Source organism: Pseudomonas sp. GM84 (assembly GCF_000282535.1).
Classification (GTDB): Bacteria; Pseudomonadota; Gammaproteobacteria; order Pseudomonadales; family Pseudomonadaceae; genus Aquipseudomonas.
Map to the genome: position 1 here is coordinate 15,787 of NZ_AKJC01000091.1, position 16,340 is coordinate 32,126.

The following is a 16,340-nucleotide window of genomic DNA, read 5'->3' on the forward strand; positions in this document are numbered from 1 at the left end:
GCCCTCCCTTTTTTTGTTGCCTGCCACCATGCACTGTCCCTTTTGCGGTGCCAACGACACCAAGGTCATCGACTCGCGCCTGGTCGCCGAGGGCGAGCAAGTGCGCCGCCGTCGCGAGTGCGTGGCTTGCGGCGAGCGTTTCACCACCTTCGAAACCGCCGAGCTGGTGCTGCCGCGGCTGATCAAGCAGGACGGCACGCGCCAGCCCTTCGATGAAGAAAAGCTGCGTGCCGGCATGCAGCGCGCGCTGGAGAAGCGCCCGGTCAGTGTCGAGCGCCTGGAAGCGGCGCTGGCGCACATCAAGAGCCGGCTGCGAGCGACCGGCGAACGTGAGGTCAAGTCGCTGGTCGTCGGCGAGTTGGTGATGGCCGAACTGCGCAAGCTCGATGAAGTGGCCTACATCCGTTTCGCTTCGGTGTACCGGCGCTTCCAGGACCTCGACGAATTCCGCGAAGAAATCGACCGCCTGGCCCGCGAGCCAGCTAAAGAGTGAACATGCCGAGCCAGACCGCGATCCTCGACGCCCATTACATGGCCCGTGCCCTGGAGCTGGCGCGCAAGGGTGTGTACACCACCCACCCCAACCCGCGCGTAGGTTGCGTGATCGTTCGCGATGGCGAGGTCGTCGGCGAGGGCTGGCATGTGCGTGCCGGCGAGCCGCATGCCGAGGTGCATGCGCTGCGCCAGGCCGGTGAACGTGCCCGCGGCGCCTGTGCCTACGTGACCCTGGAGCCGTGTAGCCACCATGGCCGTACCCCGCCGTGTGCCGAAGCGCTGGTCAAGGCCGGTGTGGCGCGTGTGGTGGCCGCCATGCAGGACCCCAACCCCCAGGTCGCCGGCCAAGGCCTGCGGCGGCTGGCCGACGCGGGCATCGAAGTGGCAAGCGGTGTGCTCGAGGCCGAGGCCCGCGCACTGAACCCCGGTTTCCTCAAACGCATGGAGCACGGCCTGCCGTTCGTGCGCGCCAAGTTGGCCATGAGCCTGGACGGTCGCACGGCCATGGCCAGTGGCGAAAGCCAGTGGATTACCGGCCCTGCGGCGCGGTCTGCGGTACAGCGTCTGCGGGCCCGCTCCAGTGTGGTGCTGACCAGCGCCGCCAGCGTTCTGGCCGATAACGCACGGATGACCGTGCGCGGTGCCGAACTGGGGCTGGATGAGGAAACCACCGCGCTGGCCCTGAGCCGGACACCGCTGCGCGTGCTGATCGACGGCCACCTGCGTTTGCCGCTGGATGCGCCGTTCTTCCAGGCGGGTCCCGCCCTGGTGGTGACCGCCATGGGCGATGACCCTCGCTATGCCGAGGCTGGCCACGAACTGCTGAACCTGCCAGGCAGCAACGGCCACGTCGATCTACAGGCCCTGATGCAGGTGCTGGCAGCGCGCGGCGTCAACGAAATCCTGCTGGAGGCCGGTGCCGGCCTGGTCGGTGCCTTCGCCCAACACGGCTTGATCGACGAGTACCAGCTGTTCGTCGCCGGCACCTTCCTCGGCTCCCAGGCCCGCCCGCTGCTGGACTGGCCATTGAGCAAGATGAGCGAAGCACCCCGGCTGAAAATTACCGAAATGCGCGCAGTGGGCGATGACTGGCGGGTCACGGCCATCCCTCTGCCGGCGCCCGGCGTATAATGCCGGGCTTGCCCCGCGCAACCCGTTCTTGAGGAAGACCCCATGTTCACCGGCATCATCGAATCCATCGGCACCATCCGCAGCATGACCCCGAAGGGCGGTGACGTGCGTGTGTACGTCGAAACCGGCAAGCTCGACCTGGGTGACGTCAAGCTCGGCGACAGCATTGCCGTCAACGGCGTATGCCTGACCGCCGTCGAGCTGCCGGGCGATGGCTTCTGGGCCGACGTCAGTGTCGAGACCCTCAAGCGCACCGCCTTCATCGACCTCAAGAGCGGCAGCAAGGTCAATCTGGAAAAGGCCCTGACCCCGACCACCCGCCTGGGCGGCCACCTGGTCAGCGGCCACGTCGACGGTGTCGGCGAAATCATCTCGCGCAGCGATAACGCCCGCGCCATCCAGTTCCGCGTGCGTGCACCCAAGGAGCTGGCCAAGTACATCGCCCACAAGGGGTCGATCACCGTCGACGGCACCAGCCTGACGGTCAATGAGGTCAATGGGGCTGAGTTCGAGCTGACCATTGTCCCGCACACCCTGTCCGAAACCATCATGGCCGACTACCGCGCAGGACGTCGGGTGAACCTTGAGGTCGACCTGCTGGCCCGTTACCTGGAGCGCTTGCTGCTGGGTGACAAGGCTGCCGAACCGAGCAAGGGCAGTGGCATCACCGAAAGCTTCCTGGCCGCCAACGGCTTCTTGAAATCCTGATTGAGAAGGGGGTGCCGCGTGGCGCTCAACAGCATCGAAGAACTGGTCGAAGACATCCGCCAGGGCAAAATGGTCATCCTCATGGATGACGAAGACCGCGAGAACGAAGGCGACATCATCATGGCGGCCGAGTGCTGCCTGCCTGAGCACATCAACTTCATGGCCAAGCACGCCCGTGGCCTGATCTGCATGCCGATGACCCGCGAGCGCTGCGAAACGCTCAAGCTGCCGCTGATGGCACCACGCAATGGCTCGGGCTTCGGCACCAAGTTCACCGTGTCCATCGAAGCCGCCGAAGGCGTCACCACCGGCATCTCCGCCGCCGACCGCGCACGTACCGTGCAGGCTGCCGCCGCCAAGGATGCCAAGGCCGAAGACATCGTCAGCCCGGGCCACATCTTCCCGCTGATGGCCCAGCCCGGCGGTACCCTGGCCCGCGCCGGCCACACCGAAGCCGCCTGCGACCTGGCGCGCATGGCCGGCTTCGAGCCGAGCGGCGTGATCTGCGAAGTGATGAACGACGACGGCACCATGTCGCGCCGTGCCGAGCTGGAAGTGTTCGCGGCCGAACACGGCCTGAAGATCGGCACCATCGCCGACCTGATCCACTACCGCATGATCCACGAGCGCACCGTGCAGCGCGTGTCCGAGCAGCCGATCGAGAGCGAGCTGGGCCAGTTCAACCTGGTCACCTACCGCGATTCGGTGGAAGGCGACGTGCACATGGCCCTGACCCTGGGCAAGATCTGCGCTGAAGAGCCAACCCTGGTCCGTGTGCACAACATGGACCCGCTGCGCGACCTGCTGATGGTCAAGCAGGCTGGCCGCTGGAGCCTGCGCGCGGCCATGAGCGCCGTGGCAGACGCCGGCAGCGGCGTGGTACTGCTGCTCGGCCACCCGCTGGAGGGTGACGTGCTGCTGGCGCACATCCGCGAAAGCGCTGGCGACGGTCAGGCCAAGGCGCCGACCACCTACAGCACCGTCGGTGCCGGTTCGCAGATCCTGCGTGACCTCGGCGTGCGCAAGATGCGCCTGATGAGTTCGCCGATGAAGTTCAATGCGATATCCGGATTCGATCTGGAAGTTGTAGAATACGTGCCCTCCGAGTGACTTGAGGCGGCATTGACGCCCTGCAACTCGAGTCCAGACCCTGTCGAGGCCGCCAGCGCGCGGCCTCGCTCTTGAATATGAGAATATCGGAATGACCCTGAAGACCATCGAAGGTACCTTCATCGCCCCCAAAGGTCGCTATGCTTTGGTGGTTGGCCGCTTCAACAGCTTCGTCGTAGAAAGCCTGGTAAGCGGTGCCGTTGATGCCCTGGTACGCCACGGTGTCAGCGAAAGCGACATCACCATCATCCGTGCCCCGGGCGCGTTCGAAATCCCGCTGGTGGCACAGAAAGTCGCCCAGCAAGGCGAATACGACGCGATCATCGCCCTGGGCGCAGTGATCCGTGGCGGTACCCCGCACTTTGAATACGTGGCGGGCGAATGCACCAAGGGCCTGGCCCAGGTGTCCATGGAGTTCGGTGTGCCGGTGGCCTTCGGTGTTCTGACCGTCGACTCCATCGAGCAAGCCATCGAGCGTTCCGGCACCAAGGCCGGCAACAAAGGTGCTGAAGCTGCCCTGTCCGCTCTGGAAATGGTCAGCCTGCTGGCGCAGTTGGAGGCCAAGTGATTAGCGACGAAAGCGATCGTTTCAACCCGCGCGATCCAAAACCTGCGGATGCCGGCAAGCCATCGAAGAGCGCCAAGCGCCGCGAAGCCCGCAAGCTCGCGACCCAGGCGTTGTATCAGTGGCACATGGCACAGCATTCGCTGAACGAGATCGAAGCGCAGTTCCGGGTCGATAACGATTTCACCGATGTCGATGGCGCCTATTTCCGCGAGATCCTGCATGGGGTCCCGGCGATCAAGAGTGAAATCGACAAGGCGCTGGTGCCTTGCATGACCATCGCACTGGAAGAGCTCGACCCCGTCGAGCTGGCCGTGCTGCGGCTGTCCACCTGGGAGTTCATCAAGCGCGTCGACGTACCGTACCGCGTGGTGATCAACGAAGGCGTGGAACTGGCCAAGGTCTTCGGCGCCACCGACGGCCACAAGTTCGTCAACGGCGTGCTGGACAAGCTCGCGCCTTCGCTGCGCGAAGCAGAAGTCAAGGCGAACAAGCGCTGATCCTGGCGCTGCCTGGCCATGGGTGAGTTCGAGCTGATCAACCATTACTTCGCCGCCGCGCCCTGTGCGCAGGGCGGCGAGGGCGTGGTGCTGGGGATCGGCGACGACTGTGCCCTGCTGGACCTTCCCCCCGGCGAGCAGCTGGCGGTGTCGACCGACACCCTGGTTGCCGGCGTGCATTTTCCCGCTGTCTGCGACCCACGCCTGCTTGGCCAGCGCTCATTGGCCGTGGCGGTCAGCGACCTGGCGGCCATGGGCGCCGAGGCCATCGGCTTCACCCTTGCCCTGACCCTGCCTGGCGTCGGCCCGGACTGGCTCGAAGCCTACGCCGCCGGCCTCAGCCACATGGCCCAGCGTTGTCGCATCAGCCTGATTGGCGGCGACACCACCCGGGGCCCGTTGAGCATCACCGTCACCGTGTTCGGCCGCGTGCCGGCTGGCCAGGCCCTGCGCCGCAGCGGTGCCCGTCCGGGCGACCTGCTGTGTGTGGGTGGTTCGCTGGGCAAGGCGGCGGGTGCACTGCCACTGGTGCTCGGTGAGCGCGATGCGCCTGCCGAACTGGCCGAGCCGCTGCTGGCGCACTACTGGTCACCGCTGCCCCAGCTCGGCCTGGGCCAACGCTTGCGTGGCCTGGCCACGGCGGCCCTGGACATCTCTGACGGCCTGCTGGCGGACTGCGGGCATATCGCCAAGGCGTCCGGCGTCGCGCTTGAGGTGAACCTGGTGCAGGTGCCAGTGTCTCCAGTTCTAGAGGCCTTTCTCGGCCGCGAAGCAGCCGTGCAGGCGGCGCTTACCGGCGGCGACGACTATGTGCTGGCATTCACCTTGCCCCCCGAATCGCTCGCGGCGCTGGCAGACGTCGAGGTGCATGTCGTCGGCCGCGTGCTCGAAGGCCATGGGGTGACGTTGCGTGACCCGCAGGGCCTGGACATCACCCCCGTCCAAAGGGGCTATCAACACTTTAGGGAGACACCGTGACCGACCACCCCAACCAGGTGCCTGCGGAGTTCGTTCCGCCATCGGTCTGGCGCAACCCCTGGCATTTCATCGCCTTCGGCTTCGGCTCCGGCACCCTTCCCAAGGCCCCGGGCACCTGGGGTTCGATGGTGGCCATCCCGTTCATCCCGTTGTGGCAGATGTTGCCGGACTGGGGCTACTGGCTGCTGCTGGGCGTCACCATGCTGTTCGGCTTCTGGCTGTGCGGCAAAGTCGCCAATGACTTGCGTGTGCACGATCATGAAGGCATTGTCTGGGACGAGATGGTCGGCATGTGGATCACCCTATGGCTGGTGCCTGAAGGGTGGCAGTGGATCCTGGCAGGGTTCCTGATGTTCCGCTTCTTCGACATCCTCAAGCCATGGCCGATCCGCTGGATCGATCGTCATGTGCATGGCGGAGTCGGCATCATGCTCGACGATATCCTGGCTGGCGTCTTCGCCTGGCTGGGCATGCAGCTTCTGGTATGGGCGGTGGGCTGACTACAGGGAGTGCTTCGATGGCCATAAGGACTGTGCTGCTGGCAATGCTGCTTACGTTTGCGCCCTGGGTGGTGGCAGCCGAAGAGGTGCCGAAGCAGATCCACCTGGTCAGTGAAGAGTGGCTCGACTACACCAATGCCGATGGTACAGGCGTGGCCTGGGATGTACTGCGCAAGGTGTTCGAGCCGGCTGGGGTCAAGGTGGTCACCCAGACCATGCCCTACAGTCGCGCGATCGGGCTGGTGAAGCGTGGCGAGGCGGATGCCTGGGTTGGCTCGTACAAGGAAGAGACCGACGACAACCTTTACCCGCGCTGGCACTTCGACATGGATCATATCTATGCCCTGGGGCTTGCCAGCAAGCCGGTGCCGAGCCATGACACGGTCGGCAGCTATCGCCTGGCCTGGGTGCGCGGTTATGACTACGCCAGCTACCTGCCCAATGTGCACACGTTCCGTGAGATCCAGCGTCGCGAAGGCATCCTGCCGATGCTTGAACATGACCGTGTGGACTTCTACATCGATGCGCAGACCGAAGTGGACTATGTGCTGGGGCAGAGCTCGCAACCTGAGCGTTTTCGCCGTACCCATGTAGCCGAGTTGCCGTTGTACCTGGCCTTTGCCCGTAACGAGCAGGCCAAGGCTTTGCTTGACCTGTTCGACAGGCGCATGGCCGAACTGGTACGCAGTGGCGAGTTGAAGGCGATTTTCGAGCACTGGAAGCAGCCGTATCCGTTCACTGCGGACAGCAAGCCGCAATAGCTGGGGCCGCTGCGCGGCCCATCGCCGGCAAACCGGCTCCCACAGGGTAAGCACAGGCTTCAAGAGCTGCGCTGTACCTGTGGGAGCCGGCTTGCCGGCGATAGGGCCCCAACAGGCAACCTAAGCATCGAACTTTTCGATCTTATGCCACGGTATTCAACGAGCGCACAGGCCCCAACCTGCTGATACAATCGCGTCACGAGAAATTTCCAACTTATCCAGGAGCACAACGTGCCCGTCGTCTTTGTTGCCGCCTCTAAACTCCCGACCCCCTTCGCGACTTTCACCATGCATGGCTTTCTCGACGAAGCCACTGGCCGTGAGCATGTAGTGCTCAGCCTGGGTGATATTGCCGACGGCGAGCCGGTGCTGGGGCGTCTGCACTCCGAGTGCCTGACTGGCGATGCCCTGTTCAGCCAGCGGTGTGACTGCGGTTCGCAGCTGGAAGCCGCCTTGCAGGCCATCGCCCGCGAAGGCCGTGGCGTGCTGCTCTACCTGCGTCAGGAAGGCCGCGGCATCGGCCTGCTGAACAAGATCCGCGCCTACGAACTGCAGGACGGTGGCGCCGACACCGTCGAAGCCAACGAGCGTCTGGGCTTTGCTGCCGACCAGCGCGACTACGCCATGTGCCTGCCGATGCTCGAACACCTGGGCGTGAAGTCGCTGCGCCTGATGACCAACAATCCGCGCAAGGTCAAAGCACTCACCGACATGAACATCAATGTCGCCGAGCGTGTTCCGCTGCACACCGGTCACAACCCCCACAACCGCTATTACCTGGCGACCAAGGCCGACAAGCTTGGCCACATGCTGGGTAGCGAACACCAGGGCGAGGTGCCCCAGGCGTGACCCGTGGCGAGGTGAAGCGGCGCCTGGCCCTGGCCTGGTGGCAATACCTGGCGGTCGGCCTGGTGCCGTTGCCGGTCATGGCCTGGGCCTTCGGTGGCGGCGATGCCCTGGTCTCGGTGCTGGCCATGCCGCTGTTCATCGCCGGTGCGGCGACCATGTTCCTCAGTCTGCCGCGCTTTGGCGCCTACAAGCGCGCCTTGATCGCCACCTCCAAGGTACTGGGCACGGCCGAAGAGCCGGCCGCCTGGATCGAGTTGGCGCGTGTGCGGCGCATGGCCATGCTGTTCGCCTGCTTCCCCGCGTGGGTCGCCGCGCTGTCGGTGCTGGTGGGGCTCGAAGCCGTGCCGCAGATCTTGCTGGCGCTGTCCACCGTCGTGCTGCTCTACCTCTACCGCATCCCGCGTCAACTGGGCTGATGCGCGTCCTCTTCTGGCTGCTGGCATTGCTGGCCGGCAGCGCCCAGGCCGGTGAGCCGTTGCGGGTCATCAGCCTTGCCCCTTCCATGACTGAAATCATGCTCGAACTGCAGGCCGACGACCTGTTGGTTGGCGTGCTCGACGGTGGCGAACGGCCGACGGCGCTGGCCGACCTGCCTTCGGTGGGGCGCCAGGGGCAGTTGGACATGGAGCGCCTGCTCAGCCTCAAGCCGGATCTACTGTTGGTCTGGCCCTCAAGCGTGGCCCCGGCCCAGCGCGACCAGCTCAAACGCCTGGGCATCGCCACCTACAGCGCCGAACCCCACGACCTGGACCAGTTGCTCGCGCAGATCGAGGCGATTGCTGTGCAGGTCGGACGCGCCGAGCAAGGGCGGCGCCACGCGGCGGCACTGGGCGAGCGATTGCAGCAATTGCGCCAGCAGTATCGGCGGGCAGAGCCGCTGCGCGTGTTCTATCAAGTGTGGGACCGGCCGCTGTACACCTTGGGCGGCGGGCAGGTGGTCAGCGACGCCCTGGCGGTGTGCGGTGCGCGCAACATCTTTGCCGACCTCAGCCTGCCGGCACCTCAGGTCAGTGTCGAATCGGTGTTGTTGCGGGATCCGCAGGTGATCCTTGCGGGCGACTCGGCGCAACTGGCCAGCTGGAAGGCCTGGCCGCGCCTGAGCGCAGTGGCCGGCGAGCGCCTGCTGGTGGTGCCGGACAAGGGGCTGGAGCGGCCCAGCGGGCAGATGATCGAAGCCACTGCCCGTCTGTGCGCGCTGCTGGCGGCTAGAGCGCCGGCGTCCAGGTGACGCTGATCAGCGCTGTGCGGCCTTCTTCGCGGTAGCCGTAGTTGTTGCCCTGGTAGCTGTAGTGGGTGCGGCTGTACTGTTTGTCCAGCAGGTTATCCAGCTTCAAGTCGAACTTCAGCTCGGCGCTTGCAGCCCAACTTCCACGTAGGCCCAGCACGCCGTAACCACTGATCGGGTCGGTATTGGCTTCGTCGTTGTAGCTGCTGCTTGCCGCCTGCCAGCTGGCGCCAACGCCGAAACGGTCGAATTGTCGGTCGATGTCCAGGCTCACGGTGCGCCGTGCCCGGCGAGAGAGGGTATGACCGTTGTCGCGGTTGCGCGGGTCGATCAGTGCCAGGCCCAGTTGCGACGTCCAGCCGTTCCATTCCTGGTTGAGGGCCATCTCGAAGCCGTTGATGCGGGCGGCCCCGACGTTCTCGGGTTGCACGCTGTACTCGATTGCGTCACGCAGGTCCGTGCGGTACAGCGAGGCTTCAAGCCTGCTGCTTTCGCTCAGCTGGCTGCGCCATTGCAGCTCATAGCTTTTCGAGTGCTCGGGCTTGAGATCCGGGTTGTTGTAGCCGGGGAAATACAGATCGTTGAAGGTGGGCGCTCGGAAGCCTTCGCTGTACGACAGCAATACATCGTTGGCCGCGTTGAGCGGTACCGTCAGGCTGCCGCTCCAGGTGGTCTGCCCTCCGAACTGCTGATTCTCGTCGTGGCGCAGACCAATCTCGGTAGAGAAGTATTCGCCATGAAAGCGGTGCTGGGCGAACAGCGCTCGATTCCAGCGGCTGTCCTCGGTGAAGTCGGTACTGGCATGGACTCGGTCTTCGTACCAGTCGCCACCTAGCAGCAGGCTGTTGTGCTCATCCAGGGTCAGGTTGTTCTGCCAGGTGGCCTGGTCGCGGTACGTATTGAAGGGGAAGCTGGAATCGCTGAGCTTGTCTCGGCTGTCGTCGCGGTTCTCGCTGTGGGCCAGTTCGAACCGTGTGTTCCACGCCTCGGTGATCTGCGCATCCAGATAGCTGCCGATGCTGCTGACGGAGAAGTTCGAATAGGGCTCTTGCGGGCTGAATCCGCGTGGCTCGTCGTACTCGTGTCGCCCACGGCTATCGAGCATGTTCAGACCCGCCTCAAAGCGTTCGCCAAAGGTATGGCTCAGGCTCAGGTTGAACGACTTGTTGCGATAGGCGTCATGGTCGCTGTCGCTGGCAAAGGATGGCCCGGTCGAGTCGATGCCGGCAGTTTCATCAAGGCTCGCGCCGAGGTTGAAGCGGGTCGCACCGTTACCGCCTGAAAGTCCCAGGCTGCGTTGGAAACTCTGGTTGCTGCCTGCTGCCAGGCGCAGGCGCGGCTGCAGGTTCTGGCCATCGCCTCGGCGGGTGAAGATCTGGATGACCCCGCCGATGGCATCGCTGCCATAGATCGCCGAACGCGAACCGCGCAGCACTTCGACGCGTTCGATCTGGTCGACGTCGAGAAACTGCAGGCCGCTGTCGCCTGAGGTGGCGTTGGCAATGCGCACGCCATCGACCAGCACCAGACTCTGGGCGGCCTTGGTGCCACGGATGAAGATCCCTGGCAGGCTGCCACGGCCACCGGTGGGCGCGACCTGTACGCCTGGCACTCGGGTGAGCAGATCGGTGGCGCTGCTGGGCTGCAGGCGGTCGATGTCGCTGCGGGTGAACACGGTGTTGGCGGCGCTGGTGGCGGTGCGCGACTCGACCTGGCGGTTGGCGCTGATCAGCACGTCGGGGAGCTTCAGGGCGTCGTCGCGAGCAGGTTCGGCAGCCAGGGCAGCCGTGGGGACGCACAGCAGCGTGGCAAGGGTCGGAATTTTCATTGGTATCACCATCGTATTCGCGGGACAAGCCCGCTCCCACAGGTTCACCAATGCTCTTGAGAAGAGCGAGTCAACTGTGGGAACGGGCTTGTCCCGCGAATGGGCCGCAAAGCGGCCCCAAGGATTTACAGGCCCAGCTTGGCCATGCGCGCCGTTACCGAAGCCTCGATCCCGGCAGCATCCAGCCCGCACTCGGCCAGCATCTGCGCCGGCTTGGCGTGTTCGACATAGATGTCCGGCAGGCCCAGGTGCAGCAGTGGCTTGACCACGGCCTGGCTGGCCAGGAACTCGCCCACGGCAGCGCCGGCACCGCCCATGATGGCGTTCTCTTCGATGGTCACCAGCAGCTCATGGCTGCCCGCCAGTTCCAGCACCAGGGCCTCATCCAGCGGCTTGACGAAACGCATGTCGACCACCGTGGCGTCGATGCGCTCGGCCACTTCGAGGGCTTCGGCCAACTGCACGCCAAACACCAGCAGGGCGACTTTTGCACCCTGGCGGCGGACCACACCCTTGCCAATTTCCAGCGGGTCCAGATCGCCGCTGATCGGCGCGTTAGGGCCGGTACCGCGCGGGTAGCGCACGGCCGCCGGGCCGTTGTACAGGTGGCCGGTGCTGAGCATCTTGCGCAGTTCGTTTTCGTCGCTCGGGGTCATCACCAGCATGCCGGGGATGCAGCGCAGGTACGACAGGTCGTAGCTGCCGGCGTGGGTCGGGCCGTCTTCGCCGACCAGACCGGCACGGTCGATGGCGAACAGCACGTCGAGGTTCTGCACCGCCACATCGTGGATCAGCTGGTCGTAGGCGCGCTGCAGGAAGGTCGAGTAGATCGCTACCACCGGCTTGCTGCCTTCGCAGGCCATGCCCGCGGCGAGGGTGACGGCGTGCTGCTCGGCGATCGCCACGTCGAAGTAACGTTGCGGGAAGCGTTCGCTGAACGCCACCAGGTCGGAGCCTTCCTTCATCGCCGGGGTGATGCCCACCAGGCGATTGTCGGCGGCGGCCATGTCGCACAGCCACTGGCCGAACACCGCGGAATATTTCGGCCCGCTGGCTTTCTTCGGCTTCGGCGCGGCCGGCTTGTCGGCAGGCTCGAGCTTGGTGATGGCGTGGTAGCCGATCGGGTCGATCTCGGCCGGGGCGAAGCCCTTGCCCTTCTTGGTCACCACGTGCAGGAACTGCGGGCCCTTGAGGTCACGCATGTTGCGCAGGGTGGCGATCATGGTCGGCAGGTCATGGCCATCGATCGGGCCGATGTAGTTCCAGCCCAGTTCCTCGAACAGGGTGCCGGGGGCCAGCATGCCCTTGGCGTATTCCTCGGTGCGGCGGGCGATTTCCCAGGCACCCGGCAGGCGCGACAGCACTTTCTTGCTGCCTTCGCGCATGCTCGAGTAGGTGCGGCTGGAGAGGATCTTGGCCAGGTAATTGGACAAGCCGCCGACGTTGCGCGAAATCGACATGTCGTTGTCGTTGAGGATCACCAGCATGTCGGCATCGACTTCCTGGGCGTGGTTCAACGCCTCGAAGGCCATGCCGGCGGTGAGCGCGCCGTCGCCGATCACCGCGATCGATTTGCGTGCGCTGTTCTGCAGGCGGGCGGCAATGGCCATGCCCAGTGCGGCGCTGATCGAGGTGCTCGAGTGGCCGACACCAAAGGTGTCGTACTCGCTTTCGCTGCGGCGCGGGAAGGCGGCGATGCCGTCCTTCTGGCGCAGGGTCAGCATACGGTTGCGCCGGCCGGTGAGGATCTTGTGCGGATACGCCTGGTGGCCGACGTCCCACACCAGACGGTCGTCCGGGGTGTCGAACACGTAGTGCAGGGCGATCGTCAGCTCGATGACGCCCAGGCCGGCGCCGAAATGCCCACCGGTCTGACCAACGGTATAGAGCAACTCCTGGCGCAATTCGTCGGCCAGGGTCTCCAGGTCGGCTTCGGCCAACCGGCGCAGGCCGGCGGGCGTGTCAGCGCGGTCGAGCAACGGCGTGACCGGGCGTTCGCGGGGGATCTCTTGAAACGTCGTGGGCATCAGGCGAGTCGTTATGGATGTTTAAGACGCGGCAGTTTACCCCATTGTGGGAAATACTGCCCATTCAGACGGGTGGGGGAATGGGGCTGCAAAGCAGCCCCAATCAATGACGCCGCTCGACAATATAGCGAGCCAACGCCCGCAGCGGCTCGGCGTTCTCGCCAAGCCCTTCGAGTGCGAACAGCGCCTGGTCGCGCAGTTCGATCGCATAGGCCTTGGCCGCCTCCAGCCCGAGCAGTGCCGGGTAGGTCGGTTTGTCGCGGGCGACGTCAGCACCCTGGCGCTTGCCGAGGGTAGCGGTGTCGCTTTCCACGTCGAGGATGTCGTCCTGCACCTGGAACGCCAGGCCGATCGCCTGGGCATAGGTCTGCAGGGCATCCAGCTGCGGCTGTTCGGCACGGCCGCTGGCCAGGGCGCCGAGGCGCACGCTGGCCTCGATCAGCGCACCGGTCTTGTGCCGGTGCATGTATTCCAGGGCCTGCTGGTCCAGTTTCAAGCCCACCGAACCCAGGTCGATGGCTTGGCCGCCGACCATGCCGGCGGGGCCTGCGGCCTTGGCCAGGGCCTGGACCATGGCCAGGCGGATGGCGTCGGACTGCGGGCTCAGGCGTGGGTCCAGCAGGGCACTGAAGGCCAGGCTTTGCAGGCCGTCACCGGCAAGGATCGCGCAGGCTTCGTCGAAGGCCTTGTGGGTGGTCGGCTGGCCACGGCGCAGGTCGTCGTCGTCCATGGCCGGCAGGTCGTCATGCACCAATGAATAGGCATGGATCAGCTCCACCGCGCAGGCAGCGCCATTGGCCTGGTCGGCCGGTGCGCCCAAGGCTTCGCAGGCCGCGTAGGCCAGCAGCGGGCGTACGCGTTTGCCGCCATTCATGACGCTGTAGCGCATGGCGGCATACAGCCGCTCCAGCTCTTTGGCGGGGGCGACGAACAGGGGTTCGAGTGCGGCGTCGACACGGGCCTGGCTGCTGGCCTGGTAAGCACTGATCATGCTTCTGGCTCCGCGTCGAAGGGCTGCGCGGCGAGCTCGCCGTCACGCTCCAGGAGGATTTGCACTTTTTGCTCGGCCTGGGCCAGGGCGCCCTGGCAATCGCGCGTCAGGGCGATGCCTTGCTCGAAGGCGGCCAGCGAGTCTTCCAGCGACAACTCGCCGTTCTCCAGGCGCTCGACCAGGGCTTGCAGGTCGGCGAGGGATTGCTCGAAATCGATGGAGGCTTTTTTGCGGGCCATGGCGATGGGTCTCGGTGGCTGGTCAGAACGGCGCGACACTAGCAGAGCGGGGCGGGGGGAGCAAACTTCAGGACGGTTGAGGGTGAACTTGCCGGCCCTTTCGCGGGACAAGCCCGCTCCCACAGGCACCCCACAGTTCCGGAGGGCTGTGTTGTACCTGTGGGAGCGGGCTTGTCCCGCGAATGGGCCGCAAAGCGGCCCCGGCAGTTCATCAGGCTGGCACAGCTTCTTCCCGTTCCACCATCGCCTCGCGGTAGCGCGCCAGCTCTTCGATGGTCAGCACCGGCAAGTTGTACTGCCGCGCATACACCGCCACCTGCTCGCCCCGGGCCATGCTCCCATCGGGGTTCATCAGCTCACACAGCACCGCCGCCGGCCGCAACCCCGCCAGGCGCGCCAGGTCCACCGAGCCTTCGGTATGCCCACGACGGGTCAGCACCCCGCCATTGCGCGCGCGCAGCGGGAACACATGTCCCGGGCTGACGATATGGCGCTGTTCGGCAGTCGAACGCAACGCCGCTTCGATGGTGGTGATGCGGTCCTGAGCCGAAACGCCGGTGCTCACGCCCTCGGCAGCCTCGATGGTGACGGTGAAGCCGGTGCCATGCCGCGCCTGGTTGTTTTGCACCATCGGCGCCAGCTGCAGGGCATCGACGGTGGCCTCGTCCAGGCACAGGCAGACGATGCCGCTGCAGTCGCGGATCATCATGGCCATGGTCTGCAGCGAGAGATTTTCTGCGGCGGCCACGATGTCCGCTTCGTCCTCGCGATCGTCATCGTCGAGCAGCAGTACGGGGCGCCCGGCCTGGAAGGCGGCGATGGCGGCGGACACATTGGGGAATTGCGAGTGGTACTGGGTGGACATGAAACGCTCCTCGTGAATGATCGATGAACGTCTCGGGGCGAACAAAATGCGCGCGCAGGGGCGCCCGAATGGCCCCTGCCTGACGCCTTCTTTCATCCGGACTATGACCGTCGGCTCTGGAGTCGCACCAGATCTGCTGACCCCCGGCATGGCCGGGGCGCTCGCGGGCTCATCTTTCGATTTACCGCCGGTGGGGACTTGCACCCCGCCCTGAAGACCGGCCAAGCATAACGCACAGTGCCACCCCGCTGGCAACCCGCCGGCCTACGACCTTCGGCGGTATCATGGCGCCATGGCCTTACTGGAACAGCCCCATGGACATTCTCCAAGCCGCCGGCGGCAAGCCGGTCAAACTCTGGACCGACGGTGTGCCGGTCGAAGACGAAGCGCGCCGCCAGCTGCTCAACACGGCGCAGCTGCCGTTCATCTTCAAGCACCTGGCGGTGATGCCCGACGTGCACCTGGGCAAGGGTTCGACCATCGGCAGCGTGATCCCCACCGTGGGCGCGATCATCCCGGCGGCCGTGGGCGTCGATATCGGCTGCGGGATGATTGCCGCACGGACTTCGCTGCATGCCCGCGACCTGCCGGACAATCTGCACGGCCTGCGCACAGCCATTGAACACGCCGTGCCCCATGGCAAGACCTTTGGCCGCCACGACCAGGGCGCCTGGGACAATGTGCCGGGCAGCGCGGACAAGGCCTGGGGCCAGCTTGCCGGGCGCTTCAAAGCCATTACCGACAAGTATCCCCGGCTGGAGAAAACCAATAACCGCCATCACCTGGGCACCTTGGGCGGCGGCAATCACTTCATCGAAGTTTGCCTGGATGAAGCCGACCGGGTGTGGTTCATGCTGCACAGCGGCTCACGAGGTGTGGGCAATGCCATCGGCAACCTGTTCATCGAGCTGGCCCAGGCAGACATGCGTCAGCACCTGGCCAACCTGCCGGACAAGGACCTGGCGTACTTCGAAGAGGGCAGCCGCCATTTCGCCGATTACGTTCAGGCCGTCGAATGGGCGCAGGATTTCGCCCGGCACAACCGCGAGCTGATGATGCGGGCGGTGGTCGCAGCGGCGCGCAAGGTGCTGGGCAAGCCTTTCGACGCCAGCCTGGAGGCGGTCGACTGCCACCACAACTATGTGCAGCGTGAGCAGCATTTCGGCCGTGAGGTGCTGGTCACGCGCAAAGGGGCGGTGTCGGCGCAGAAGGGGCAGCTGGGCATCATCCCCGGCTCGATGGGGGCCAAGAGTTTCATCGTGCGGGGGTTGGGGAATGAGGAAGCGTTCTGTTCGTGCAGCCATGGTGCCGGCAGGGTGATGAGCCGGACCAAGGCCAAGAGTCGCTTTACCGTGGAAGACCAGCGGCGCGCGACGGCCCATGTGGAGTGCCGCAAGGACAAGGAGGTGATCGATGAGATTCCCATGGCGTACAAGGACATCGATGCGGTGATGCGGGCGCAGCGGGAGCTGGTGGAGGTGGTGCACACGCTGCGGCAGGTGGTTTGTGTGAAGGGGTGACTGTGCGGGCCTCTTCGCGGGACAAGCCCGCTCCCACAGTTACAGTGC

18 protein-coding genes and 1 riboswitch are annotated in these 16,340 nt (G+C 65.2%); of the genes, 13 read left to right on the forward strand and 5 right to left on the reverse strand.

Going from position 1 to position 16,340, the window contains the following annotated elements; genetic code table 11:
* Positions 1–28: 28 nt before the first annotated feature.
* From nrdR to PMI38_RS07555, 12 genes are all read left to right on the forward strand, one after another.
* Positions 29–493 (forward strand): transcriptional regulator NrdR, encoded by a 465-nt coding sequence (nrdR, locus tag PMI38_RS07500; RefSeq protein ID WP_008092351.1) that lies wholly within the window; start codon positions 29–31, stop codon positions 491–493.
* Between the two features lie 2 nt (positions 494–495).
* The gene (ribD, locus tag PMI38_RS07505) at positions 496–1,626 is read left to right on the forward strand and encodes a bifunctional diaminohydroxyphosphoribosylaminopyrimidine deaminase/5-amino-6-(5-phosphoribosylamino)uracil reductase RibD (protein ID WP_008092353.1); all 1,131 of its coding nucleotides are present in this window, start codon (positions 496–498) and stop codon (positions 1,624–1,626) included.
* A 42-nt stretch (positions 1,627–1,668) separates the two neighbouring features.
* Complete coding sequence (locus PMI38_RS07510) at positions 1,669–2,334, forward strand: riboflavin synthase (RefSeq protein WP_008092354.1); 666 nt, start codon at positions 1,669–1,671, stop codon at positions 2,332–2,334.
* A gap of 18 nt (positions 2,335–2,352) precedes the next feature.
* Positions 2,353–3,444 carry a bifunctional 3,4-dihydroxy-2-butanone-4-phosphate synthase/GTP cyclohydrolase II gene (gene ribBA, locus PMI38_RS07515; protein WP_008092355.1) on the forward strand — a complete coding sequence of 364 codons (1,092 nt, stop codon included), beginning with the start codon at positions 2,353–2,355 and terminating at the stop codon, positions 3,442–3,444.
* 91 nt (positions 3,445–3,535) lie between these two features.
* A complete protein-coding gene (gene ribH, locus PMI38_RS07520; RefSeq protein WP_008092356.1) occupies positions 3,536–4,012 on the forward strand; it encodes a 6,7-dimethyl-8-ribityllumazine synthase in 477 nt (158 codons plus the stop codon).
* Positions 4,009–4,509 (forward strand): transcription antitermination factor NusB, encoded by a 501-nt coding sequence (nusB, locus tag PMI38_RS07525; protein WP_008092358.1) that lies wholly within the window; start codon positions 4,009–4,011, stop codon positions 4,507–4,509. Before ribH ends, nusB begins: the two co-directional genes overlap by 4 nt.
* 18 nt (positions 4,510–4,527) lie before the next feature.
* Positions 4,528–5,487 carry a thiamine-phosphate kinase gene (thiL, locus tag PMI38_RS07530; RefSeq protein ID WP_008092360.1) on the forward strand — a complete coding sequence of 320 codons (960 nt, stop codon included), beginning with the start codon at positions 4,528–4,530 and terminating at the stop codon, positions 5,485–5,487.
* Positions 5,484–5,987 carry a phosphatidylglycerophosphatase A family protein gene (locus tag PMI38_RS07535; RefSeq protein ID WP_008092362.1) on the forward strand — a complete coding sequence of 168 codons (504 nt, stop codon included), beginning with the start codon at positions 5,484–5,486 and terminating at the stop codon, positions 5,985–5,987. Before thiL ends, PMI38_RS07535 begins: the two co-directional genes overlap by 4 nt.
* A gap of 17 nt (positions 5,988–6,004) precedes the next feature.
* On the forward strand, positions 6,005–6,748 hold the full coding sequence (locus PMI38_RS07540; RefSeq protein WP_008092364.1) for a substrate-binding periplasmic protein: 744 nt from the start codon (positions 6,005–6,007) through the stop codon (positions 6,746–6,748).
* A 231-nt stretch (positions 6,749–6,979) separates the two neighbouring features.
* A complete protein-coding gene (gene ribA / locus PMI38_RS07545) occupies positions 6,980–7,597 on the forward strand; it encodes a GTP cyclohydrolase II (protein WP_008092366.1) in 618 nt (205 codons plus the stop codon).
* Complete coding sequence (locus PMI38_RS07550) at positions 7,594–8,013, forward strand: hypothetical protein (RefSeq protein ID WP_008092367.1); 420 nt, start codon at positions 7,594–7,596, stop codon at positions 8,011–8,013. Before ribA ends, PMI38_RS07550 begins: the two co-directional genes overlap by 4 nt.
* The gene (locus PMI38_RS07555; protein ID WP_008092369.1) at positions 8,013–8,825 is read left to right on the forward strand and encodes a cobalamin-binding protein; all 813 of its coding nucleotides are present in this window, start codon (positions 8,013–8,015) and stop codon (positions 8,823–8,825) included. Before PMI38_RS07550 ends, PMI38_RS07555 begins: the two co-directional genes overlap by 1 nt.
* On the opposite strand, the gene PMI38_RS07560 is transcribed toward PMI38_RS07555, so the two are convergent.
* From PMI38_RS07560 to ribB, 5 genes are all read right to left on the reverse strand, one after another.
* Positions 8,803–10,650 (reverse strand): TonB-dependent receptor plug domain-containing protein, encoded by a 1,848-nt coding sequence (locus PMI38_RS07560; RefSeq protein ID WP_008092371.1) that lies wholly within the window; start codon positions 10,648–10,650, stop codon positions 8,803–8,805. The two genes, PMI38_RS07555 and PMI38_RS07560, sit on opposite strands and share 23 nt — an antisense overlap.
* 125 nt (positions 10,651–10,775) lie before the next feature.
* A complete protein-coding gene (gene dxs / locus PMI38_RS07565; RefSeq protein WP_008092372.1) occupies positions 10,776–12,677 on the reverse strand; it encodes a 1-deoxy-D-xylulose-5-phosphate synthase in 1,902 nt (633 codons plus the stop codon).
* A gap of 103 nt (positions 12,678–12,780) precedes the next feature.
* Positions 12,781–13,668, reverse strand: coding sequence for a (2E,6E)-farnesyl diphosphate synthase (ispA, locus tag PMI38_RS07570; protein ID WP_008092374.1), 888 nt, complete (start codon positions 13,666–13,668; stop codon positions 12,781–12,783).
* Complete coding sequence (locus PMI38_RS07575; RefSeq protein WP_008092375.1) at positions 13,665–13,907, reverse strand: exodeoxyribonuclease VII small subunit; 243 nt, start codon at positions 13,905–13,907, stop codon at positions 13,665–13,667. The genes ispA and PMI38_RS07575 overlap by 4 nt, the downstream gene beginning before the upstream one ends.
* A 211-nt stretch (positions 13,908–14,118) precedes the next feature.
* On the reverse strand, positions 14,119–14,772 hold the full coding sequence (gene ribB / locus PMI38_RS07580; protein ID WP_008092377.1) for a 3,4-dihydroxy-2-butanone-4-phosphate synthase: 654 nt from the start codon (positions 14,770–14,772) through the stop codon (positions 14,119–14,121).
* 80 nt (positions 14,773–14,852) lie between these two features.
* Positions 14,853–14,994, reverse strand: a riboswitch (FMN riboswitch).
* Positions 14,995–15,086: 92 nt separating this feature from the next.
* Between ribB and PMI38_RS07585 the strand changes: the two genes are divergently transcribed.
* Positions 15,087–16,292 carry an RtcB family protein gene (locus PMI38_RS07585; RefSeq protein WP_008092379.1) on the forward strand — a complete coding sequence of 402 codons (1,206 nt, stop codon included), beginning with the start codon at positions 15,087–15,089 and terminating at the stop codon, positions 16,290–16,292.
* The last annotated feature ends 48 nt before the right edge of the window (positions 16,293–16,340 follow it).